Source organism: Paraburkholderia agricolaris, from assembly GCF_009455635.1.
Taxonomy (GTDB): domain Bacteria; phylum Pseudomonadota; class Gammaproteobacteria; order Burkholderiales; family Burkholderiaceae; genus Paraburkholderia; species Paraburkholderia agricolaris.
The window spans coordinates 2,080,663-2,102,537 of record NZ_QPER01000001.1; the positions used below are offsets into that span (position 1 = coordinate 2,080,663).

Consider the following 21,875-nt stretch of genomic DNA (forward strand, 5'->3'; position numbering starts at 1 on the left):
CGGGCCTTGCTACTCCGGTTGCCGCGGCAGACAAACGCCTGTCTGAGCGTTGCCGCGCAAACAGGCGTAAAGTCAAGCAGCAGTCGCAGGAACCGGCGGGAGCCAGCAGCGTGGAATGGTGCGGCGAGTGAGCAAAAAGCGGCACTCGATGCAGCGATCGAAAGCAGCAGGTAAAAGACGGCGAATGCAACCCGTTCAACCAAGGTGCAAACGAGGAATCGACATGCCAACCGGTACAGTGAAGTGGTTCAATGACGCGAAGGGCTTTGGCTTTATCACACCGGACGACGGTGGCGAGGATCTGTTTGCCCATTTCTCGGAAATTCGCAGCGAAGGTTTCAAATCGCTGCAGGAAAACCAGAAGGTCAGCTTCGAAATCAAGCAGGGACCGAAGGGCAAGCAGGCGGCGGACATCAAGCCGGTGTGAAGCAGTAGCGCAGTAGAAGGTCCGCACGCGCCAAGGTGTGCGGACCGGCGGGTTTTGACGGGGCGCGGGCGATTCGCTCGCGCTCGTCATGCGAATTCGCCTGAATTCACCCGATTTCGCTTAAATTCGCTTACGTTCGCTTAAATTCGCGCAACGCGGGAATGTCCGTTTATGCGTAGGCGTTTCGCGCCGCGCCAATCCCCTCGAGCAATTCGTTTCGCACGCCGGCGAGCGCGTTATCACGCCGGTCGCGCGGATGCGATGCGGCAATGCCGAGGTCGCGCACCAGCCGCCCGGCGCCATGCGGGCCCGCCGTGTTGAGCAGCAGGACGCGATCGGACAGATAAAGCGCCTCATCCAGATCGTGCGTGACGATCAGCGCCGCCGTGCCGTGGGCGCGCGTCAGCGATAACAGCAGGTCCTGCAGACGCATGCGGGTCATGGCGTCCACCGCGCTGAACGGTTCGTCGAGCAGCAGCAGGTCGGGTTGCGGGAACAAGCCACGCGCGAGCGCCACCCGTTGCGCCATGCCGCCCGAAAGCTGCTTGGGCAGCGCCGCACCGGTGCCGGCCAAACCGACCTCGCCGAGCAGTTGAGCCACGCGCGGGTCCGCGCCTTGCCGTGGACCGGCGGAAAACGCGACGTTGTCGGCCACGCTCAGCCATGGCAGCAGGCGAGGTTCCTGAAAGATCACGCCGAGGCGTGGCGACGGCCCGTGCTGCGCCACGCCGTCGAGCACAATCTCGCCCTCGAAATCGCGATCGAGACCGGCCAGCACGCGCAGCAGCGTGCTCTTGCCGCATCCGCTCGGGCCGACCAGACTCACGATCTCCCCACGTGCAATCTCGAAGCTCACGCGTTCGAGTACCGCGCGCGCTTCGTAGCGCTTGCTGACGGCGCGAACCTGGAGCAGGGGTGCCTGATTCAAAAGCGCTGCGGCGTTCAACGCATACCTCGCGAAGAAGAGCGGTCGTTCGCGGTATCGCGCCATGACAGGACGTGCGCTTCGACCGCTTTCAGGATGCTGTCGCTGAGCTTGCCGAGCAGCGCGAGCAGCAGAATCGCGCCGAACACGAGATCGGGCCGGCCGGTTTCCCGGCCGTCGCTCAGCAGATAGCCGAGGCCGCGGGTGGCGGCAATCAGTTCGGCGGCGACCATGAACATCCAGGCGAGGCTCAGGCCGGTGCGCAGTCCGGTGAAGATGTGCGGCAAGGACGCGGGCAAGAGGATGCGTGTGAATAGCGCCCGCCGGCTCAAACGGTTGACTTCGCCGAGTTCGATCAGTTTTCGGTCGACGCCGCGAATGCCGGCCACAACGCTCAATTGCACCGGAAAAAACGCACCGATGGCGATGAGTGTGATCTTCGGCGCTTCGTCAATGCCCATCCACAGCAGCAGTATCGGCACCCAGGCGAGCGAGGGGATTGCACGCAGCGCCTGAAACACCGGGTCGAGCAGGGCGTCGAGCCGGCGGCTCAAGCCCATTGCCGCACCGAGCAAAAGGGCGAGTGCGGAGCCGATGCCGAAGCCCGCGAGGACCCGTATCGTGCTTGCACCGATGTGGCGGCCGAGGCGCTCGCCGCCCAGTTGCCACAGCGTCCCGGCAATCGTGCTCGGCGCCGGCACCAGGTGTTCCGGCAATACCGACGCACGCACCAGCGCTTCGATCGCCGCAAGAAAGGCAAGCGGCAGGATCAAGCCGGCAATGCGCCAGCGTTTGAGCGGGTCGCGCGGGCGTGGTGCGCGTTCCCCCTTTGCCTGCGATGGGTGATGAAGCGCGAGCGATTCGTCGTTAGCCATGGGAGTCGGTCGAATAGTTCGCAGGCACTGGGCGCGGCGGCTTATTTATCACTGATGGATCGCACTGATTGATCGCGCAGACGGGTCGCACAGATTGATCGTTTACTGGCCGCTGTTCGCGGCGATAACCGGCTGCGCTGTCTTTACGTCGATCAAGGCGTCGATTACCTGATTCAGATCCGTACCCGGCTTCACCAGTTGCTCCTGCAGGAGAATCGGTGCGGCGGCCTTGAGCGCGGCGAGTTGCTGCGTGCCCGGCTGCGGACGGCTGAAGTCGTTGCGGCTCAGTTGCAGCTTCGCGACCGGCAGCGACAGCTTCGATTCTTCCGCGACGATCTTTGCGGTTTCGTCCGGATGCGCGGCGATCCACAAGCGCGCCTTTTCGTAGACCTTGAGCACCTGCGCGAGCGTCTCCGGATGGTCGCGAATGAAATCCTCGCGAGCGTCGAGCAGGCCCCACGTATTGAAGTCGACGTTGCGATACAGCAGCTTCGCGCCGTCGTCGATCTGGGCGGCGGCCATGTGCGGATCGAGGCCGGCCCAGGCGTCCACCTGGCCGTTGGCGAGCGCGGTGCGCCCATCCGGATGCTGGAGATTGACGATCTCCACATCGTCGCGCGAAAGGCCCGCGGTGTGCAGCGCGCGCAAGGTGAAGAGGAACGGATCCGTGCCCTTGGTCGCGGCGATCTTCTTGCCCTTCAGGTCCGCGAGGGTTTTGATCGGCGAGTCCTTGCGCACGACGAGCGCGGTCCATTCAGGGCGCGAGAAAACGTACACCGCGCGAATCGGATTGCCGTTGGCTTTGGCGAGCACGGCGGCCAGACCCGCTGTCGAACCGATATCGATCGCGCCGCTATTCAGATATTCGAGCGCGCGATTGCTGCCGAGGCTCAGCACCCATTTGACCTGGGTGTGCTGCGGCGCGAGTTCCTGCTCGAGCCAGCCGTTACGCTTGATGACGAGGCTTTCCGGCGAGTAATAGGCGTAGTCGAGTTTCAGTTCGGCAGGCGGCGCGGCATACGCGATACCCGCTGCAAGAAGGCTGAAGGTGAGCGCGAGCGCGGTCGCTGCCGCCGTCAGCAGCGCGCCGCGGCCGGCTTGCAGGCGTTTCGTATGTCGTGCGTGTGACGAGATCGAAACAAGCGAAGAGAGAAAAAAGCGTGCCGTGCCCCGCGGGATGTTCATTGACTGATCCTGAGATGGTCGTTTAGTTGTGACCGGTCAATGTAGTCAATGCGCGTGCCGAACTGAACGAATAAAAACTCACAATCAAAGCAGATCGGGCGCTATGGCGGAAGTGAGCAGCGCATCGTTGCTTGCCGCCAGACGAGCCGTTGGCGGCGTGTGGTCCGTCATACGCCGCGATTGTGGCTGCAACATTGTTTCGCTATAAAGTACTCAAGCGCACCTGAGGCGAAGGCTGGGATTAACCATTTAGAACGGCCTGAACCGGGATACTTTCCTTAAGGTTTCCTTCAGCTTTGCTCCGTAGTATTTGCGCGATCCTATGTGCCCGCTTGCATTCTTGCGGGCAATCGTTCCGATAGTTTTCTGACAGAAAACTGAAAGCGCCGATCAAAGGCTTGCTGGAGCATTCATGAAAACCCTGTTCTTACAGGCGCCGTCGTACGACGGCTTCGACGGTGGCGCAGGTTCGCGCTACCAGGCCAAGCGTGAAGTGCGCTCGTTCTGGTATCCGACGTGGCTCGCGCAGCCCGCCGCGCTCGTCCCCGATAGCCGCGTACTCGATGCCCCCGCCGACGGTCTGTCCGTCGAAGCATCGCTCGACATAGCACAGCAATATGACCTGGTGGTGATCCACACCAGCACACCATCCTTCCCCACCGACGCGCTGTTTGCCGAAGACCTGAAGAAGCGCAAGCCTTCGGTGCTGATCGGCATGGTCGGCGCGAAGGTCGCGGTCGATCCGCACAATTCGCTAACCGCGAGCGAGGCGATCGATTTCGTCTGCCGTGAAGAATTCGACTTCACCTGCCAGGAAGTTGCCGAGGGCAAACCGTTCGCCGGCATCAAAGGTCTGAGCTATCGCGCGGCAGACGGTTCGATCGAGCACAACGAAGCGCGCCCGATCCTCGAGAACATGGACGAACTGCCGTTCGTGGCGCCCGTGTACAAGCGCGATCTGAAGATCGACAACTATTTCATCGGCTATCTGAAGCACCCGTACGTATCGATCTACACGGGCCGCGGCTGCCGTTCGAAATGCACGTTCTGCCTGTGGCCGCAAACGGTGGGCGGACATCGCTACCGCACGCGTTCGACCGAGAACGTGCTCGAAGAAGTGAAGTGGATTCGCGACAACATGCCTGAAGTCAAGGAGATCATGTTCGACGACGATACCTTCACCGACTTCAAGCCGCGCGTCGAGGAAATCGCTCGCGGTCTCGGCAAACTGGGCGTGACGTGGTCGTGCAACGCGAAGGCGAACGTGCCGTACGCAACGCTGAAGATCATGAAGGAAAATGGCCTGCGCCTGCTGCTGGTGGGCTACGAATCGGGCGACGACCAGATCCTGCTGAACATCAAGAAGGGGCTGCGTACCGACATCGCGCGCCGCTTCAGCGAAGATTGCCGCAAGCTCGGCATCAAGATTCACGGCACCTTCATTCTTGGTTTGCCCGGCGAGACGCAGGACACGATCCAGAAGACCATCGAGTATGCGAAGGAAATCAATCCGCATACGATCCAGGTGTCGCTCGCAGCGCCTTATCCCGGCACGACGCTCTACAACCAGGCGGTCGAGAACGGCTGGCTGGAAGAGAACAAGGTCATCAACCTCGTCAGCAAGTCAGGGGTGCAGCTTGCGGCGATCGGCTACCCGCATCTGTCGCGCGACGAGATCTATCACCAGCTCGAGAATTTCTACAAGCGCTTCTATTTCCGGCCGTCGAAGATCTGGGAAATTCTGCGTGAGATGCTCACGAGCTGGGACATGATGAAACGGCGTCTGCGTGAAGGCGTCGAATTCTTCCGCTTCCTGCGCGCCCACCAAGCGTGAGCGCCTTGCATCTGCTCGCCGTCACGCTTGCCTATGCGTGTGCGGCGAGTGCGGTTTTCGGCATCGCCTACACGGTGCTGGCGGGCGCCCTGATCGGCCGGTTTTTCGCGCGAGCGGTATCCGAGCCGAGCAGTTTTCCGCCAGTCACCGTCGTCAAACCATTGCACGGCAACGAGTGGGCGTTGCTCGACAACCTGTCGGGCTTCTGCCAGCAGGACTATCCGGGCCCTGTGCAATTCCTGTTCGGTGTGCACGATTCAGCCGACCCCGCTTTGCAAACCGTCGACGTTCTGCGGCGGCTGTATCCGCAAGCGGACATCACCGTGGTTGCGGATGCGCGCCTCTACGGTCCGAATCGTAAGATCAGCAACATCCTCAATATGCTGCCGCAGGCCCGGCACGACGTGCTGGTGTTTGCTGACAGCGACGTGGGGGTTGGGCCGGATTATTTACGCAATGTGATCGGCGAATTGCAGAAGCCCGACGTCGGTCTCGTCACCTGTGTGTATCGCGGTGCGCCCGATCCCGGCTTCTGGCCGCGCATGTCGGCCAAGGCCACCAACTACCAATTCCTGCCTGGCGTGGTCACAGGGCTCGCACTCGGTCTCGCGCGCCCATGCTTTGGGCAGACCATCGCCATGCGCCGCGACACCCTCGAAAAAATCGGCGGCTTCACCCCGTTCGTGAAGCATCTGGCCGAAGACCATGCAATCGGCGAAGCCGTGCGCATGATCGGCGAGAAAGTGGTGATCCCGCCGTTCACGATCTCGCATGCCTGCGTGGAATCGAGCGCGACACAACTGATCGCGCACGAACTACGCTGGAGCCGGACGATTCGCAGCATCGATCCGCTTGGCCATCTCGGCTCGGCGCTGATTCATCCGCTCGCTTTCGCGCTGCTCGCGATTGCCTTCTCGGGCGGTGCGGTGTGGTCGTGGCCGCTCGCGCTGCTTGCCGTATGTGCGCGGCTCGCGCTGAAACTGCTGGCTGATCGCGCGTTGCAGCAGGCGCGTCGCGACCTGTGGCTGTTGCCGTTATGGGATATCGTATCGTTTTGCATTTTTGTGGCGAGCTTCTGGTCCTCGCACGTGATCTGGCGTGGTTTCAGTTTCAAGGTGGATGGCGACGGCCTGTTGTCGGCCGTGCAGGACGGATTGACGGATGAGCAGCAGGCTGGATAAGCAATGACGCGTGGATATCTGGAAGAGGGCGGCGAAGATCATGTGGCGTGCCTGAAGCGCGCGCCAGGAGTTGCCGCGCGATGATGAAGCATCTCGGGCGCATCGCCGCGCTTGCCGGCCTGCTGGTGTCACTGTGGCTGGTCTGGCAGGACAACCCCGGTGCGGTGTTCTCCGCCTTGCGCGCGGCGGGCGTGGGCCTCCTGCTGGCGGCGATCGCGCACGTGCTGCCGATGATCGCCAATGCCTGCGACTGGCGCTCGCTGATTCGCGGCGCGAACCGGCCGGGTTTCGCCAATATGCTGCATCTGGTGTGGGTGCGCGAATCCGTGAATAGCATGTTGCCGGTGGCGCGGATCGGCGGCGAAGTGGTGTCGTTCCGCATGCTTCGGCGCTGGGGCGTGCGGCCATCGACGGCGGTGGGCAGCATTATTGTCGACATGCAGCTCACGGTGATCAGTCAGCTGCTGTTCACGATGGTCGGTATCGGCTTTCTGTTCGCGCATGCGCAGTCCGACACGCTGCGGCTCGCTGGGCAACTGGCGTGGGGCGTGGTGGTACTGACACCGCTCCTGGTACTGTTTGCACTCGTGCAGCATGCCAGCCCGTTCGAGCGCATCACGCGCATGCTCAATCGTATGACGAGCGGCAAGCTTGCCGCGCTGGTCGGACAATCGGCGCAGATCGACCAGGCCATCAAGCTGATCTGGCGCCGCCGCGGCGTGGTGTTGCGCTATCTGTTTTTCTGGCAACCGCTGCAGTGCTTCCTGACCTCGCTCGAAATCTGGCTCGCGCTGTATTTTCTGGGCGTGCACGTCACGCTCGTTGAAGCGGTGGTGATCGAATCGCTGATTCAGGCGATCAGCAGCGCGGCGTTCTTCGTGCCGGGCGGGCTGGGGGTGCAGGAGGGCGGGTTCATTCTGATCGGCGGCGCGTTCGGCCTCGATCCGTCCATCTGCCTCGCGCTTGCCGGCGCGCGGCGCATTCGCGATCTGCTGATCTTCGTGCCCGGACTCATTGCGTGGCAGTTTGCCGAGTCGTCGAATCGTGAGCCGAAGCCGGTGGCGCAGGGGGCACAGGTAACACAAACGGGGCGGACGGCCGTGGGCGAGGTAAGCGGGCGCTAGGCCGGCGCGCGCATGGCGCGCTCAGTCCTCATCTCCCGTGTAGGCGGGGAACGAAACTGCCACGGCGAGACCTTGCTCGCCGATACCCGAGCCTAGATGCAGGCTTGCTCCGAAATGCTCGGCGATTCGCGCGACGATCGAGAGCCCCAGTCCGCTGCCGGTCGCCTGATTGCCGGTCGCACGGAAAAACCGGTTCGTGAGACGAGTGAGATCGCCCGGCGCGACACCGGGGCCGTCGTCGCGCACTGTGAGCTGCACCCGGCCGACTTCATAGCGCACCGCCACTTCGACGCTGCCGCCGGCGCGCCCGTACTTGATCGCGTTATCCAGCAGATTGTCAAGCAGGATACCCATCAGAACGGGTTCCGCGTTGATCTCCGCACGCATGTCGCCGGTGAGCGTGACATGAATGTTTTTCTGCTGCGCGTTGCGTTCGTTGGCGAGCAGCGCATCTTTCGCGACCGCCGCGGGTTTGAGCGGCGCGGTGGAGAGTTTCTCGTGCACGTCCAGACGTGCGAGCAGCAGCAACTGCTCCGCGAGCCGCGCGCTGCGATCGACGCCTTGCACCACCCGCTCCATCGCCACGCGCTGTAACGCCGCGTCCGGCTCGGCCAGCGCGACTTGTGCCTGCACCTTGATGGCGGCCAGCGGCGTCTTCAGTTCATGGGCCGCGTCGGCGGTGAACGCACGTTCGCGTTCGATGGAGTGCTGCAGGCGCGACAGCACCAGATTGATCGCGTCGACGAGCGGCCGTACCTCGGTCGGCGCCCGGCCAATGTCGACCGGTTCCAGCCGGTTGATGTCGCGTGCGCGAATAGCGCCCGAGAGCACCTTGAGCGGCGCGAGGCTCCAGCCGATGCTGAACCACACCAGCAGCGCCAGCACCGGCAGCGCGATGAGCGTGGGGCGCGCGATCCGGCTCGCGACTCCGCTCACCAGGTCGCTGCGCGTATTGGCCGGTTCGAATACCCGGACCGTATGGCCGAGCGCGGTGTCGCGCAAGGTGAACGTGTGCCATGCCTGACCGCCGAGCGTCATGTTTTGCGCACCGCTTGCGAGTGGCACGGGCAGATCCCACGCGTGCAGGGCGCGCAGTTGCGGGCTGCCCGCCAAGATCTCGCCGTTTGCGCTGCGCACCTGAAAGAGCGCGTCGCGGGGCAACGCATCGTCGTCGTCGCTATCGTTCGCGCCGGCTTCGCCGCCTTGTTCTTCCTCGCGCAAATCGATGCGCGCATTGGCCAATGTGGTCAGATTCCGCTGATCGAGCAGCGCGAGAATTTGCGCGATCTCCGCGAGGCGCGCCTCTTCCCATTCACTGACTTCGCGCTTGGCCTGACGATAGCTCGAGATTAGCGCGATACCCCAGATCAGCACGATGCTGGTGAGGATCAGCAGCATCAGGCGGCGGCGTATCGATGCCGGCATCAAGCTTTCTCCACCACGTAGCCGATATTGCGCACGGTTCTGATCAGCTTGGCACCGAGTTTTTTGCGCAGATTGGACACGTGGACTTCGATCGCATTGCTTTCGATCTCTTCCTGCCAGCCGTACAGACTTTCTTCCAGCCGTGAGCGTGACTGCGGAATGCCCTGATTGGTCAGCAACTGCATCAGGATTGCCCATTCACGCGAGGTGAGGGGCACACGCGTATTGCCGATTTCGACGGTTTGCGCGGCGGGATTGACCGTCAGATCCTGATAGTGGATCAGTTCGATGCTGCGCCCTTGCGCGCGGCGCAACAGGGCCCGGCAACGGGCAATCAGCTCGGTCAGATCGAAGGGCTTGCCGAGATAATCGTCGGCGCCCGCTTCGAGGCCGCCGACACGATCCACCACCGTGCCTCTCGCGGTCAGCACCAGCACCGGCACATCCTTGCCGGCGTCGCGCAGCCGTTTCAGCAGGTCCATACCCGATACCCTGGGCAGGCCCAGGTCGAGCAGGACCAGCGCATAGGCGGTAGTATCGAGCGCAAGACCTGCCTTGTGACCGTCGCGTGCCCAATCGACCGTGAAACCGGCTTGACGCAGTCCCGCTTCAATACCGCAGCCGATCAGATCGTCGTCTTCTACGAGGAGTACGCGCATGGGGGGAAAGACTCCGTTCGATGTTCATTGCATTGCTGCGGCAACAGCTTTTCGTCGATGTGAGCTTCAGTGAGCTTCAGTGAGCTTCAGGCCGCATATCCGAAGTGTAACGATCATGTCCATGACACGCTTTATACCTCGTTCTTCCTTAAGGTTTCCTTCAGCTAGAATCGCTACCATCGCCTCTGGATTGTTACTGTCGTGTGGCCGTCATGAGCATACGGCATTACGTCGAGTTGTCAGAATATTGCAACTCAATCGTAATAACATCGACCGAAAGTACGGCCGGCGCTTTGGTGGGCGCTTTCGTCAGCGCTTTTTCCGGCGAATGGCACCCCCCACGTCGGCGTGCGTTTCGTCAGGCCACGAGATCACGCCATGAAGCCAGTCACGATCGACATGTTGCGGGCCCATCTGATGGCGGCTTCGCTCACGGCCATGGGTACTCAGGTGCTCGCCTTGCTGGCCCTGCTGGTCATGCCGGTTTCCTCGCAAGTCTTCAGTTCCACGAGTTTCCAGATCCTTGCGCTCGCGCTGATCGCGAGCGGCGTTGTCGTGATGCGCCAGTTCGCGCAAGCCGCTTTCAACTTCGCCTTCCAGAGCCGGCACGCAACCCAGGCCGGCCGGACCGTGCTGATTGACGCGGATTGTCCGTGGCGTTGGTTCGTTGTGCTTCATCTACGCTTTACGGGTAGACCGTTCGTGCTGGCCAGGCCCTGACGGACACAAGCGATGGCAGCGCATTCATTGACAGCATACCAATGGGTCCTGTTATTCGGCTGCGCGTCGGCGTCGCTTTATGCGATGCTGGCAGCGGTGGCGATGCCGTTTTTTGCCGCGCGCCGCGGACGAACGGCGAGAGCGGCGGCGGCTGCGAGCGCCGCCTCCAGGGCCGCGGATGTTTTAACTCCCTTTGCCGGTGTCGGCGTCAGCGTTCTTAAGCCGCTGTGCGGCGCCGAGCCGCGTCTGTACGAAAATCTCAGAACCTTTTGCGACCAGCGTCACGGGAATTTCCAGCTCGTGCTGGGCGTGTCTTCGCCGGACGATCCGGCCATTGCCGTGGTGCGCCGTTTGCAGGCCGCGTACCCGGGGCACGATATCGAGCTTGCGGTCGATACGCGTGTGCACGGCAGCAATCTCAAGGTCAGCAATCTGATCAACATGGCGGAGCGGGCGCGCCATGAGTTGATTGTGATTGCCGATAGCGACATCGCGGTCGAAGCCGATTATCTCGACAGCGTGGCCGCGCCGCTGGCCGATCCACGCGTGGGGGTCGTGACCTGTCTCTACGTGGCGCAGGGCGTCGGCGGTTTCTGGCCGCGAGTCGGTGCGTTGTTCATCAACGAGTGGTTTGCTCCGTCTGTGCGTGTCGCGCATGCGGTCGGCTCGCGCCGCTTCGGTTTTGGCGCGACGCTCGCGTTGCGCCGCGCAACGCTTGAGCGTATTGGCGGTTTCGACGCGTTAAAAGACTGTCTCGCGGATGATTACTGGCTCGCTGAACACGTGCGGGCACGCGGACTTCGGACGGTGCTGTCGCGTGTGATGGTGGCCACCGATGTCATCGAGCCGACCTTTTCCGCGTTATGGCAGCGTGAGACGCGTTGGCTGCGTACGATCCGTTCGGTGAACCCGCCTGGTTTTGCGTCGTTGATCATCACGTTCCCGACGCCGTGGCTGCTGGCCGGCGCATGGCTGACCCACAGCCTTGCGAGCGCGCCGTTCGACGGCGTGCATCTGTGGGCGGCGCTGGCGAGCGGCGCGGGCACGGCGGCGGGGTTTGCCGCGCGCATGCTGCTGCATCTGCGTTCCGCGCGTCATGAGCGCACCTTCTGGCGCGATCTGCCGCTGGTGCCGTTGCGCGATGTCTTGCTGATGTTCCAGTGGCTCGCGGCCGCGTTTGGCTCGCATGTGGTGTGGCGCGGCCAACGCGTGCGGGTCGACACCTCCACGTCTACCACGCAACCTGCGGCGTTGCGCGTAATGGATGTCATGGAGACGTCGGATGGCGGCTAAGCCACGTGGGTTGATCGTCACGGCCGACGATTTCGGCCTGCATCAACGGGTGAATCTGGCGGTCGAGCAGGCGCACCGGCATGGTGTGTTGACGGCTGCGAGTCTGATGATCGGTGCGCCTGCCGCGGACGATGCGGTGGCGCGTGCTCGCGCGCTCCCGGGGTTGCGGGTTGGCCTGCATCTGGTGCTGGCTGACGGCGACGCCGTCACGCCGCGCGACGGGATTGCCGCGCTGGTTGACGAGCATGGCCGGTTCGGCGACAACATGGTGCGCGACGGGGTGCGGTTTTTCTTTTTGCCGCACGTTCGCAAACAGTTGGCGCGGGAAATTCGCGCGCAATTCGAGGCGTTTGCGAAGACGGGGTTGATGCTCGATCATGTCAACACGCACAAGCATTTTCATTTGCATCCGACGGTGCTGGGTTTGATTCTGGAGATTGGCCGCGAGTACGGGATGCGGGCGATGCGGTTGCCGTTCGAGGTTAGCGCGCCGGTGTGGTTACGGCCGTGGATTTCGCGGGTGCGGGCGAGGTTGGATCGGGCGGGGATCGTGCACAACGATTATGTAGTTGGGATTGCTGATAGTGGACGGATGGATGAGGCGGTGTGGCTCGCTGCGCTTGCCGATTTGCCGCATGGGGTGGGGGAGATTTATTGTCATCCTGCGTTTGCCGGCGATCGGGTTTTGAGTGATGGGATGCGGGATTATCGGCATGCCGATGAGTTACAGGCGCTTTTGTCGCCTCGGGTTGGTGAGGCGATTCGGGGGTTGGGGGTTCGGGTGGGTGGGTTTGGGGATGTGTTTAAGGGGTGATTTTTTTGCCTGCTCGGCGGGTTCTGATTTGGGTGTTGGTCTTTTGGCCTTTGGCTTTTCCTTGTTTTGTTAGTGGTCTATTAGCGTTCCCCCTGTGCGGGGGGCACCTACTTTTCTTTGCCTGCCGCAAAGAAAAGTAGGCAAAAGAAAGCGGCTCACCCCGCTAGCTCATAAGCGGGTCCCCTGGCTTGGAGGGGGTAGTGGTGCATCTGGAATCTGTCGCCTCGCACATTCGGCGTTAGTGACAAGGCAGTCATACCTCCGGCGACGCTGCGCGCGCCGATACCCTGCTCATAAAACCGCCCCTGCGTTTCGCACACACATCTCGCGCGGCGTAAGGGCCGGTTGTGCTCGGAACCGCTATCATCGGCATCATTTCATTCGAAGTACGAACGTTTAACAGCCAGCAACCCGGCTTGCTCACTGCGCGAAACAGACCCGCTGGTTTCCCAGGCAAACCCGTCCGCGACGCACGCAGTGCGGAGTGGGAGCTGATGAGTCCTTTGTCAACGGCGCGGAGTGTGCGGGAACACAGATTCCAGATGCACCACTACCGCTACTGTGCGGGGGACCCGCTTAAGAATTAGCGGTTTGAGCCGCTTTCTTTTGCCTAGGCGGTTTCAAAATACAAGTGCAACAGCCTCAGTTAGGATGCGTTGCATGGGAAAAATATACGAACATCTGAGCGTCGAAGAGCGCGGCGTGATCTTTGCGATGAAGATGGAGAATCGCAAATCAAGCGAGATTGCGCTCGCTTTGCAGCGCTCGCGCAGCACGATCAGTCGGGAGTTGAGGCGCAATAACTGGAAGCCGAAGCACGAACGCGGCGCACTGGGCAGGCCGCCGGTTGCGGGTGGATACAATGCAACATCGGCCGGGCGCAGGGCTGCACAGCTTCGTCATAAGCCGCGTCGCGAACGCAAGCTACAGCCTGAAGGAGCCCTGTGGGCTGAAGTGCGTCAGCATCTGGACGAGTGTCACTCGCCCGAACAGATTTCTGCCGAACTCAAACGTACCCATCCAGACGAACCTGCCTTGAATGCCTCACACGAAACCATCTACAACGCCATCTACGCCATGCCGCGTGGCGAACTCAAGCGCGAGTTGGTGGGTCTGTTAAGACAGGGGCGTAGCACGCGCAAGCCGCGCACGCGAGGCGAAGACCGACGGGGCAAACTGGTCGATATGGCTAGCATCCATATCCGGCCTCCGGAGGCCAATGAGCGGCGGATTGCCGGACATTGGGAGGGGGATCTGATCAAGGGTGCGGGCAACCGTTCGGCAGTGGGCACACTGATCGATCGCAGCACGCTGTTCGTGATGCTGGTGAAGATGGAGGACAGCACCGCCGAAGCCGCGCTCAAGGCGTACAGTGCGGCGTTTGCGCCGCTCGATCCGGATTTGCTGAAGACCCTGACTTACGATCAGGGCAAGGAAATGGCGCTACACAAGAAGCTGGCCGAAACAACCGGTATCAAGGTGTATTTCTGTGATCCGCATAGTCCCTGGCAACGCGGTATCTGCGAGAACACCAATGGGTTGCTGCGCCAGTTCCTGCCGAAGGGCGTGGACCTGTCAAAGTTCACGCAGCGCGAACTCGATGCCATCGCGCTGAACCTGAATCGGCGACCTCGCAAAACACTCGGCTGGCGCCGGCCCGGCGAGGTCTTCATTGATAACTGCGCCAGACAGGGAATTGTTATCGACCCGGCTGTTGCACTTGGTATTTGAAACCGCCCTACTTTTCTTTGCGGCCCCTCCATGTCAGGCTAGTTGTCGCCTCACTCGAACGATTGATGTAAAGATGGAGGGCGGACAGCGAATGGAATATGAGACGCTATTCAGCAGAGACGCGGGAATGGGTAGTCAAACAGATGATGCCGCCGTTCAATCGTGCGGTCATCGAGCTGGCAGGGGCGACGGGCATCACGACGGTGACACTGCGTGCCTGGCGGCAGAGCGCGAGACAGGCTGGGGGATTCATGCCGGGCAATGGCAAGACAAGCGATCAATGGTCGAGCGCCGACAAGTTCAGGGTGGTGCTGGAGACGGCATCGCTGAACGAGGTGGAGACCTCAGAATACTGCCGTAGCAAGGGCATTTATCCGGAGCAGATCCGGCAGTGGCGTCAGGCGTGCGAGCAGGCCAACGTGCCGGAGGCGAAACTCACGGCTGCCCAGCGCAAGGAAGTGAAGGCTCACCAGAAGCGCATCCGTGAACTGGAGCGCCAGCTCAAGCGCAGCGATGCGGCCCGTGCGGAGGCGGCGGCGTTGCTGAACCTGCGAAAAAAAGCCGACGCGATCTGGGGCAAGGAAGAGGAAGACTGATCAGCAGCCCGGATCGCGATGAAGCCATGCAGTTGATCGATGAAGCCGTACGGCAAGGGGCATGCCGCTCGCGAGCATGCGAGCAGTTGGGGCTCAGCATACGCAGTGTCCAGCGCTGGCGCCTGTTGCCGCATGACGGGCGCACTCAGGTGAAGCGTGCAGCGCCGCCCAACAGGCTGAGTGAAGCCGAGCGGCAGGCCGTACTCGATGCGGCCAACCGCCCGGGCTACGCGAGCCTGACGCCGCACCAGATCGTGCCGAAACTGGCCGATGAGGGGGTTTATCTGGCTTCCGAATCGACGTTCTACCGGGTGCTGAAAGCGGCAGGACAGGGCCAGCGCCGGGGCCGCGCGCGTGCCCCGCAACGACGCACGCTCACGACGCATTGTGCCGATGGTCCGAATCAGGTGTGGTGCTGGGATATCACCTGGATGCCGACCACGGTAAGGGGCCGGTACTTCTACTGGTACATGATGAAGGACATCTACAGCCGCAAGCTGGTGATGAACGAGGTCTGGGAGCAGGAGTCGGCCGAGCACGCGAGCGTGCTGCTGGCCAAGGGGTGTCTGCGTGAAGGCGTCGCCGGGCGTCCGCTGGTGCTGCACTCTGATAACGGCAGTGCAATGAAAGGCGCCACCATGCGCGCGGCGATGATCGATCTGGGTGTGCAGCCTTCGTTCAGCCGGCCGCGTGTGAGCAACGACAACGCTTTTGCCGAATCGCTGTTCCGAACGGCGAAGTACTGTCCGTTGTGGCCAGAGCAGCCGTTCGACACGCTGGAGGCGGCTCGGCAATGGGTGCAGCGCTTCGTGCAGTGGTACAACGAAGAGCACTGTCACAGCGGTCTGAAGTATGTCAGCCCGGGCCAACGTCACCGGGGCGAAGCCAGTGACCTGCTGGCCCGACGGCGAGCGCTGTACCGGAGCGCACGCATGCGAAACCCGGCGCGCTGGTCAGGAGCTATCCGGAACTGGCATCTGGCAGACGCGGTCTATCTGAATCCGGAACGAACCTCGGCCTCGGCCCAAATGTACAGGCAGGCAGCGTAACGGTTCACGCGACAACTACCTTGACACACACCGCGGCAGGCAAAGAAAAGTAGGTGCCCCCCCGCACAGGGGGAACGCTAATAGACCACTAACAAAACAAGGAAAGGCCAAAGGCCAAAAGACCAACACCAGAACAGACCACGATCACAGCAAGGAAAGGCCAACACCCAAAAACCACACCCAAAACCAAACCAAAACCACCTCGCCGAGCAGGCAATCACCACCCCTTCAAACACCTCCCTTCTTCATCAACAACTTCAACACCACAGGCAAAAGCAACAACACCAACGGCAACTGCACAATCAACCCAGAAATAATGGCAACTGCCAGCGGTTGCTGCATGGCCGACCCTTGCCCAAGGGCAAAAGCAAGCGGCAGCAATGCCAAAATAGCCGCAATAGTCGTCATGGCAATCGGCCGCAACCGATTCCGCCCCGCCGCGATCAGCGCCTCCTCAAACCGGACACCTTCATCCCGAATCAACCCCTGCAACTCCGATACATAAAAAATCGCCACCTCGGTCACGATGCCGATAATCATCGTCATCCCCATCATCGCGGAGATGTTCAACTCGATCCCGGTGACCCATAACCCGATAAACACCGCGCCCGCTGCCAGCAACGGCATCGCCATCACCGCTAGCGCAACGCGAAAACGCTCGTACAGAAACAGCAGCAAGCCAAACACCAACGCAATCGCCGCGCCGAACACCGTCAACAAACCCTTGAAAGCAATCTGCTGCTGCTGGTACAAACCACCCAGTTCGTAATACACGCCAGCAGGCAACAAACTTCCATCGCTCAACACGCGCTGCACGTCCGCGATCGTCGAGCCCAGATCGCGGCCGTCGATCCGCGCAGTCACCGCCACCATCCGCTTGAGATTGTCGCGGCTGATTTCCGGTTGGCCCGTCACCGTCACCTGATCGGCAACGCGATTCAGCGCGAACAGATGGCCGTCCGGCGCGCGAATCTGCAACTGCCCCAGTTGCGTATCGGTGAGCTTCAATGCGCCAGCCACGCGCACCCGCACGCCCACTGTCTTCGGCCCGCTCTGAAACTGCGTCGCAAGGTTGCCCTCCACCATGTCGGACACAGCCTGCGCAATCGACTGCGGGTCCATTCCCTCCGCCGCCGCAGCCTCCGGCCGGATGTGCAGTTCAAGCGCGTCGCCCGCCGGATTGATGCCATCGTTGACATCCACCACGCCCTGAATCTTGCCGATTCGCGCGGCCACGTTGCGCGCGGTCGTGTCGAGCGTGGTCTGGTCGTCGGAGTAAATCTTGATCTGGACCGGCTGGGGCACCGCGGTGAGGTCGCCGATCAGATCCTCCATCAACTGCGCAAGTTCGATATTCACGCCGGGCACCTGCGTCTCGATCTTCGAACGGACTTCTTCCATCACCGTTTCAATCGGCTCACGGCCACTCGATTTCAAGCGGATGAAGAAGTCCCCCTTATTGGGTTCGTTCAGATCGCCGCCAAGACCGGCGCCGGTACGGCGCGAGTAAGTCGCGATGTTCGGATTCGCGCGGATGATGCCCTCGATCTGCTTCATCAGCCGGTCGGTTTCGGTCACGGACGTGCCCGGTTCGGTGTGGTAGTCGAGCACGAAACCGCCTTCGTCCATGCTCGGCATAAACCCGCTGCCCACTCGCGTGAACGCGAATGCGGCCACCACGATCAGCGGCACCACGCCGAGCAGCACGAGAGGCGGTCGCGCCGTCACGTGCTCGATCAGAAAGCCGTAGCGCCGGTTCATCCATGAGGCGAAGCGGGTTTCCTTGTGTTCCTCGGCGTCCTTCGGCGTCAGCCAGCGGTCGCACAGAATCGGCACGGCGAGCCACGTGACGAGAAACGAAATGAACAGCGCGCTTGCCATCGTCACCGAGAGCGCCTTGAAGAACGCGCCCGTCACCCCCGACAGAAACGCGAGCGGCACGAAAATGATCAGCGTCGCCGCCGACGATCCGGCAAGCGGTCGCGTGAACTCGAGCGCCGCCGCCATCACGCGGCCATGGAACTTGTGCGCACCGCCTTCACGCATGCGTCGCACGATGTGTTCGATCATCACGATGGCGTCGTCGATCACGAGGCCGACCGCGGCAGCCATGCCGCCGAGCGTCATGATGTTGAAGCCCATGCCGAACACGTCGAGCAGCAGGATCGTGGCGGCCATCACGACCGGCACCAGGGCGACCGCGATCGCCGTGATCTTCCAGTTGCGCAAAAAGGCAAACAGCGTGAACGCAGCCAGCACCACGCCGATCATGATCGCGTCGCGCACGCTGGTCGCCGAGGCGATCACCAGCTCGCTCTGGTCGTACCAGTTCGACAGGTGCACGCCCGCCGGCATCTGATGCTGGAAATCTGCGAGTTTCGCGCGGATCGCCTTGGCCATCGCCACGCTGTTCGCGCCGGGCTGCTGGTAGACGTTGAGCAGCACGGCGTCCTGACCGTCGGCCGTGACGCGCATCCATTGCGGTACGACGCCCTGACGAACGGTCGCGATGTCGCCGAGGCGGATTTGCGTCGCGCCATTGCTTGACACCACCACGTTGCGCAGTTCGTCGAGTCGCGTGATCGTGGTGTTGGCAATCACGAGATACAACTTGTCGTGATCCTCAATGCGGCCGTTGGCCATCAACACGTTGCTCGCGCCGATCGCTTTCGAGACGTCCGGAAGGGACAGCTTGTAAGCGGCAAGGCGCGCTGGATCGATCGCGACTTCAAATTCGTCCTGCGCGCCACCCGTCACATCGACACGCGCGACCCCTTCCACTGAAGACAGCAACGGCCGCATCTGGAACTGCGCGAGATCGCGCAGCGCCGACAGCGACTGCTGTTTCGATGTCAGGCTATATGCGAGTACCGGGAACACGGTCGGGTCCATGCGCCGGACCTGCATCGAGGTGCCCTGCGGGAGCGTCGCGAGAATCTCGCTGATCGCCGACTGAGCCTGCAACGTGGCTTGCGCCATGTCGGTGCCCCAGTCGAAATTGATCGAGATTTCCGCCGCGCCTCGGCTCGTGGTCGACTCGACGTCGCGCACGTTCGGCACGCGGCGCAGCGCTTCTTCGACCGGCATTGTGACGAGCGTGGCCATCTGTTCAGCGGGGCGGTCACCCGCGTCCAGCGAGACGACGGCACGCGGAAACGCGACGTTCGGGAACAGCGAGATCGGCAGCCGAAATGCGGTCAGCGCGCCCGCGATCGCCAGCAACGCGATCACGAACAGCAGTGAGCGCCGGTGCTTCTGCATCCATTGACCGAAATTCATTGCGGCGCGCCTCCGCTGACGCGCACTGCCATGCCGTCCTTCAACTCATAGTTGCCACTGACGACGAGGCCTGCCGTGCCGTCGATCGAGCCGTCCACCCCGTAGCGGTCGCCGTTCTCGATCTGCGTGACCACCGCCACGCGGCGAGCCCTGTTTTGTGGCGTGATCTGGAACACGTACGCGCCGGTCCCGTCTTTCAGCACGGCGGCACGCGGCACGACCCAATGCGTGCCGCTGCGCGTCGCGATGTCGGCGCTGACTCGCGTGCCCGGAATGAACGCGCTCTGTTCGAGCGGTACGTTCGCGCCGACGTCGACGAGCTGGCTTTGCTGATCGACCGATGCGCCGACCAGCGTCACGTGTCCATCCGCCGAGGATTTCGCGAGCGCGGTGGAGAGGCCGTGCAGCGTGACGGTATCGCCGGCATGGATCGCGGCGGCGTCCGAGGGCTCGACGCCGAGCATCACGTTCGCACGCGTATCGCGGCCGGCGCCGCCGGCCAGTTGCAGGATCGCGGCGCCGGGTTGTACCTGATCGCCCTGTGCCGCGGATACCTGCAAAACCACGCCGTCGATCGGCGCCGCGACGATCTTGTTGCCGCTCGCGACACCCGTCTGGTTTTGCGCGGCGAGTGCCTGCTGTGCATCGTCGGCGGCCTTGCGGGCCGTGGCGAGTTGCGATTGCGTGGCGAGTCCTTTGCCGTACAGCGATTGCGTGCGCGCGAGTTCGCCTTGCGCCAGCGTCACGGCGCTTTTCGCCTGGGCCGCGGCGAGCACCGCGGCAGGATCGGCCTGGACGACGAATAGCGGTGTGCCTCGCGTCACGCGCTGGCCGGCCTGGACGCGCATCTGCACGATCCGCGCGAGGTACGGCAGATTAACGGTGGTCAGATTCGACGCGGACGCCGCGACGATGCCATAGGCTCGGACCGGTTGCGCAATGACGGCGCGTTGCACCCGTACGATTTGCACGGATACGACGGATTGATCGGCCGCATCGCCGGTGGCGGATACACCGGATGCACCGGCTGCACCGGCTGCGCTGGCCGCATCTGCCGTATGAACGGCTGCGCTCATCAGTGCGACGCAGGCAAATGAAATCGCATAAGAGGCGATGCGCGGCCGCCGTGCCGAAAGAGGGCTATTTCGCATGAGTTTCGCTAAAGGTCTGAGCAGAGGAAAAAGCGTCGGGGATCGCGCTGCCCAACAGCGCCTGCAAACCGACGCGTTGTTCGGCGAGCGATTCGCGCAGGGTGGCGACGTCGACCCGTTTGGTGAGCGCCGCGCTTTGCGCGTCGGTGTAGGCGCCGAGCGCAAGATCGTGCTGTGCATAGGCCGCGGCCGCGTGTTGCGCGGCGAGGTCGACATCGGGCAGCGCAGCCTCGGTTTGTTGCAACTGCTGCGTGAGAATCTCGCTGTCGGCACGTATATGAGCGACATCGGCATAGGCCTGATTCAGGCGCGATTGATATTCGTCACGCAGGCGCTGACGGGTTGCTTTTTCAATCGCGACGTTGCCTTGATTGCGATTGAAAATCGGCAGGCTCAGATTGATCTGGAAGCCGCTGGTGTATATGTTCGAGGTGTCGCGCGCCCGCACGAAACCCACGGAAAGGCTCGGGAACTGGCTGAGAATCGCCGCACGGTACTTCTGCTCCTGCGCTTCATAGCCCGCCTGAAGCGCGATCAGATCCGGGCGCCGCTGCGCGAGTTTCGCGAGCGCTGCATCAAGCGTGGCGTCGGACAGTGCGCTTATGTCTTCGCTGCCTGCGAGTTGCAGTTGCACGTCGGGCGAGAGGCCGAGCAGCGCGTTCAGATCATGATGAGTCTGTTCCGCGGCCCGTTCGGCGTCGGTGTACTGTTTGCGCGCATCGCTGTAAGCGGTGAGCGCGGCGGTCAGTGTGTCGTCGGTCAGATTGCCGTCACGGTGCGCTTCGGCCATGCGTTCGTAGCGCGTACGCGCGAGCTCGTGCTGCTGTTGCAGCAGCGGCAGGGTGTCCTGCTGGAAGCGCGTCTTGATGAACAACTGCCGCGCCTGGGCGACGATCTGCCATTCCTGCCACAGCAGGCCGAGATCGGTTTTAGCCACCGTCGCATCGGCGGATTGCTTATTCGCGCTGCGCAGCACGATCGCCATCACGTCGATGCTCAGACCATAATTGAATGCGCGCGTGGCGCCGGCCGCGCCGGGGTAATCGCTCGACACACTCAATTGCGGGTCGGGCAGCAGTCCGGCCGAATAAGCCTGCGCCCGGGCGATGCCGAGATCGTCGCGCGCCAGCTTCAGGTCGGGATTATTCGCTACCGCCAACATCGCGACTTCGTCGATATCGAGTCCATCGGACGGATCGAAGCGATGCGCGGCCAGTTCGGGCAACGGCATGGTGGCTGGATCGATCCGGATGCGGTCGAGCGAGTTAGCGGAGGTCGAGGTGTCCTGCGGCGCGAGCGGCTCGCGGTGATACCACGTGCAGCCGCCGAGCAGCATGGCGCAGAGAGGCACGAGCACGAGCACGCGCAACGGTGCAGCGGGCGCGGCCGCTGAACTGGGCACTGAGGCGGCCACTGACGCGGCCACTGAAGCGACCCTTGCGGCGGCATTGAAAACGGGCAAAATCCGGCTCCTGAATGAAAAGTGGGACAGCCGCGAGCGGATGTCGCAGAACAGGTGCCGATTCTGCTGAGGGAGAGCTTAAGGAACGCTTAGCTGAAATTTAAGCGTCTCATCAGCCTCCCTTCAGCGTCGCTTAAGCTTCCGC

Annotated in this window: 17 protein-coding genes; 9 read left to right on the forward strand and 8 right to left on the reverse strand. The window is 62.4% G+C overall.

The window, feature by feature from the left end:
* The first annotated feature begins 223 nt into the window (after positions 1-223).
* On the forward strand, positions 224-427 hold the full coding sequence (locus GH665_RS09380; RefSeq protein ID WP_007181784.1) for a cold-shock protein: 204 nt from the start codon (positions 224-226) through the stop codon (positions 425-427).
* A 169-nt stretch (positions 428-596) separates the two neighbouring features.
* Here the strand turns inward: GH665_RS09380 and GH665_RS09385 are convergent, their stop codons facing one another.
* The 3 genes from GH665_RS09385 to GH665_RS09395 all read right to left on the reverse strand — a co-directional run bounded on the left by GH665_RS09385 (position 597) and on the right by GH665_RS09395 (position 3,412).
* Positions 597-1,418 (reverse strand): ABC transporter ATP-binding protein, encoded by an 822-nt coding sequence (locus GH665_RS09385; RefSeq protein ID WP_153135621.1) that lies wholly within the window; start codon positions 1,416-1,418, stop codon positions 597-599.
* Positions 1,370-2,227 (reverse strand): ABC transporter permease, encoded by an 858-nt coding sequence (locus GH665_RS09390; RefSeq protein WP_153135622.1) that lies wholly within the window; start codon positions 2,225-2,227, stop codon positions 1,370-1,372. Before GH665_RS09390 ends, GH665_RS09385 begins: the two co-directional genes overlap by 49 nt.
* A 102-nt stretch (positions 2,228-2,329) precedes the next feature.
* Entirely contained in the window at positions 2,330-3,412 is a 1,083-nt protein-coding gene (locus tag GH665_RS09395) for an aliphatic sulfonate ABC transporter substrate-binding protein (protein WP_153135623.1), read from the reverse strand.
* A 412-nt stretch (positions 3,413-3,824) separates the two neighbouring features.
* Between GH665_RS09395 and hpnJ the strand changes: the two genes are divergently transcribed.
* The 3 genes from hpnJ to GH665_RS09410 all read left to right on the forward strand — a co-directional run bounded on the left by hpnJ (position 3,825) and on the right by GH665_RS09410 (position 7,551).
* A complete protein-coding gene (gene hpnJ / locus GH665_RS09400; RefSeq protein WP_120343030.1) occupies positions 3,825-5,246 on the forward strand; it encodes a hopanoid biosynthesis associated radical SAM protein HpnJ in 1,422 nt (473 codons plus the stop codon).
* Positions 5,243-6,427: a bacteriohopanetetrol glucosamine biosynthesis glycosyltransferase HpnI gene (hpnI, locus tag GH665_RS09405; RefSeq protein WP_153135624.1), complete on the forward strand. Its 1,185-nt coding sequence runs from the start codon at positions 5,243-5,245 to the stop codon at positions 6,425-6,427. The genes hpnJ and hpnI (GH665_RS09405) overlap by 4 nt, the downstream gene beginning before the upstream one ends.
* An 80-nt stretch (positions 6,428-6,507) precedes the next feature.
* Complete coding sequence (locus GH665_RS09410) at positions 6,508-7,551, forward strand: flippase-like domain-containing protein (RefSeq protein WP_153135625.1); 1,044 nt, start codon at positions 6,508-6,510, stop codon at positions 7,549-7,551.
* A gap of 21 nt (positions 7,552-7,572) precedes the next feature.
* Here the strand turns inward: GH665_RS09410 and GH665_RS09415 are convergent, their stop codons facing one another.
* Together GH665_RS09415 and GH665_RS09420 are read right to left on the reverse strand one after the other, a co-directional pair.
* Positions 7,573-8,976: an ATP-binding protein gene (locus GH665_RS09415; RefSeq protein WP_425496032.1), complete on the reverse strand. Its 1,404-nt coding sequence runs from the start codon at positions 8,974-8,976 to the stop codon at positions 7,573-7,575.
* Complete coding sequence (locus tag GH665_RS09420; RefSeq protein WP_153135627.1) at positions 8,976-9,635, reverse strand: response regulator; 660 nt, start codon at positions 9,633-9,635, stop codon at positions 8,976-8,978. The genes GH665_RS09415 and GH665_RS09420 overlap by 1 nt, the downstream gene beginning before the upstream one ends.
* A 378-nt stretch (positions 9,636-10,013) precedes the next feature.
* Here GH665_RS09420 and GH665_RS09425 point away from each other — a divergent pair, with 378 nt between their 5' ends.
* The 5 genes from GH665_RS09425 to GH665_RS09445 all read left to right on the forward strand — a co-directional run bounded on the left by GH665_RS09425 (position 10,014) and on the right by GH665_RS09445 (position 15,838).
* On the forward strand, positions 10,014-10,355 hold the full coding sequence (locus GH665_RS09425) for a hypothetical protein (protein WP_153135628.1): 342 nt from the start codon (positions 10,014-10,016) through the stop codon (positions 10,353-10,355).
* Positions 10,356-10,367: 12 nt separating this feature from the next.
* Entirely contained in the window at positions 10,368-11,648 is a 1,281-nt protein-coding gene (gene hpnI, locus GH665_RS09430) for a bacteriohopanetetrol glucosamine biosynthesis glycosyltransferase HpnI (protein ID WP_153135629.1), read from the forward strand.
* Positions 11,638-12,462, forward strand: a complete 825-nt coding sequence (gene hpnK / locus GH665_RS09435) for a hopanoid biosynthesis-associated protein HpnK (RefSeq protein WP_153135630.1) — start codon at positions 11,638-11,640, stop codon at positions 12,460-12,462. The genes hpnI (GH665_RS09430) and hpnK overlap by 11 nt, the downstream gene beginning before the upstream one ends.
* 660 nt (positions 12,463-13,122) lie before the next feature.
* On the forward strand, positions 13,123-14,193 hold the full coding sequence (locus GH665_RS09440; RefSeq protein ID WP_153135631.1) for an IS30 family transposase: 1,071 nt from the start codon (positions 13,123-13,125) through the stop codon (positions 14,191-14,193).
* Between the two features lie 98 nt (positions 14,194-14,291).
* Positions 14,292-15,838, forward strand: a protein-coding gene (locus tag GH665_RS09445; protein ID WP_408279059.1) for an IS3 family transposase whose coding sequence is annotated in 2 segments (ribosomal slippage) — positions 14,292-14,757 and positions 14,757-15,838 — 1,548 coding nt in all. Because the reading frame shifts where the segments join, the coding sequence is not laid out codon by codon here.
* A gap of 228 nt (positions 15,839-16,066) precedes the next feature.
* On the opposite strand, the gene GH665_RS09450 is transcribed toward GH665_RS09445, so the two are convergent.
* The 3 genes from GH665_RS09450 to GH665_RS09460 all read right to left on the reverse strand — a co-directional run bounded on the left by GH665_RS09450 (position 16,067) and on the right by GH665_RS09460 (position 21,730).
* Positions 16,067-19,117, reverse strand: coding sequence for an efflux RND transporter permease subunit (locus GH665_RS09450; protein ID WP_153135632.1), 3,051 nt, complete (start codon positions 19,115-19,117; stop codon positions 16,067-16,069).
* Positions 19,114-20,193: an efflux RND transporter periplasmic adaptor subunit gene (locus GH665_RS09455; protein ID WP_246216178.1), complete on the reverse strand. Its 1,080-nt coding sequence runs from the start codon at positions 20,191-20,193 to the stop codon at positions 19,114-19,116. Before GH665_RS09455 ends, GH665_RS09450 begins: the two co-directional genes overlap by 4 nt.
* Before the next feature lie 64 nt (positions 20,194-20,257).
* Positions 20,258-21,730, reverse strand: coding sequence for a TolC family protein (locus GH665_RS09460; protein WP_425496033.1), 1,473 nt, complete (start codon positions 21,728-21,730; stop codon positions 20,258-20,260).
* Between the last annotated feature and the right edge of the window lie 145 nt (positions 21,731-21,875).

Coding starts and splice junctions, on each gene's coding strand:
- hpnI (WP_153135629.1), top strand. CDS start 10,368: ATGGCAGCGCATTCATTGACAGCATACCAATGGGTCCTGTTATTCGGC.
- GH665_RS09380 (WP_007181784.1), top strand. CDS start 224: ATGCCAACCGGTACAGTGAAGTGGTTCAATGACGCGAAGGGCTTTGGC.
- GH665_RS09420 (WP_153135627.1), bottom strand. CDS start 9,635: ATGCGCGTACTCCTCGTAGAAGACGACGATCTGATCGGCTGCGGTATT.
- GH665_RS09415 (WP_425496032.1), bottom strand. CDS start 8,976: ATGCCGGCATCGATACGCCGCCGCCTGATGCTGCTGATCCTCACCAGC.
- GH665_RS09450 (WP_153135632.1), bottom strand. CDS start 19,117: ATGAATTTCGGTCAATGGATGCAGAAGCACCGGCGCTCACTGCTGTTC.
- GH665_RS09385 (WP_153135621.1), bottom strand. CDS start 1,418: ATGGCGCGATACCGCGAACGACCGCTCTTCTTCGCGAGGTATGCGTTG.
- GH665_RS09440 (WP_153135631.1), top strand. CDS start 13,123: ATGGGAAAAATATACGAACATCTGAGCGTCGAAGAGCGCGGCGTGATC.
- GH665_RS09395 (WP_153135623.1), bottom strand. CDS start 3,412: ATGAACATCCCGCGGGGCACGGCACGCTTTTTTCTCTCTTCGCTTGTT.
- hpnK (WP_153135630.1), top strand. CDS start 11,638: ATGGCGGCTAAGCCACGTGGGTTGATCGTCACGGCCGACGATTTCGGC.
- GH665_RS09390 (WP_153135622.1), bottom strand. CDS start 2,227: ATGGCTAACGACGAATCGCTCGCGCTTCATCACCCATCGCAGGCAAAG.
- GH665_RS09410 (WP_153135625.1), top strand. CDS start 6,508: ATGATGAAGCATCTCGGGCGCATCGCCGCGCTTGCCGGCCTGCTGGTG.
- GH665_RS09455 (WP_246216178.1), bottom strand. CDS start 20,193: ATGAGCGCAGCCGTTCATACGGCAGATGCGGCCAGCGCAGCCGGTGCA.
- GH665_RS09425 (WP_153135628.1), top strand. CDS start 10,014: ATGAAGCCAGTCACGATCGACATGTTGCGGGCCCATCTGATGGCGGCT.
- hpnJ (WP_120343030.1), top strand. CDS start 3,825: ATGAAAACCCTGTTCTTACAGGCGCCGTCGTACGACGGCTTCGACGGT.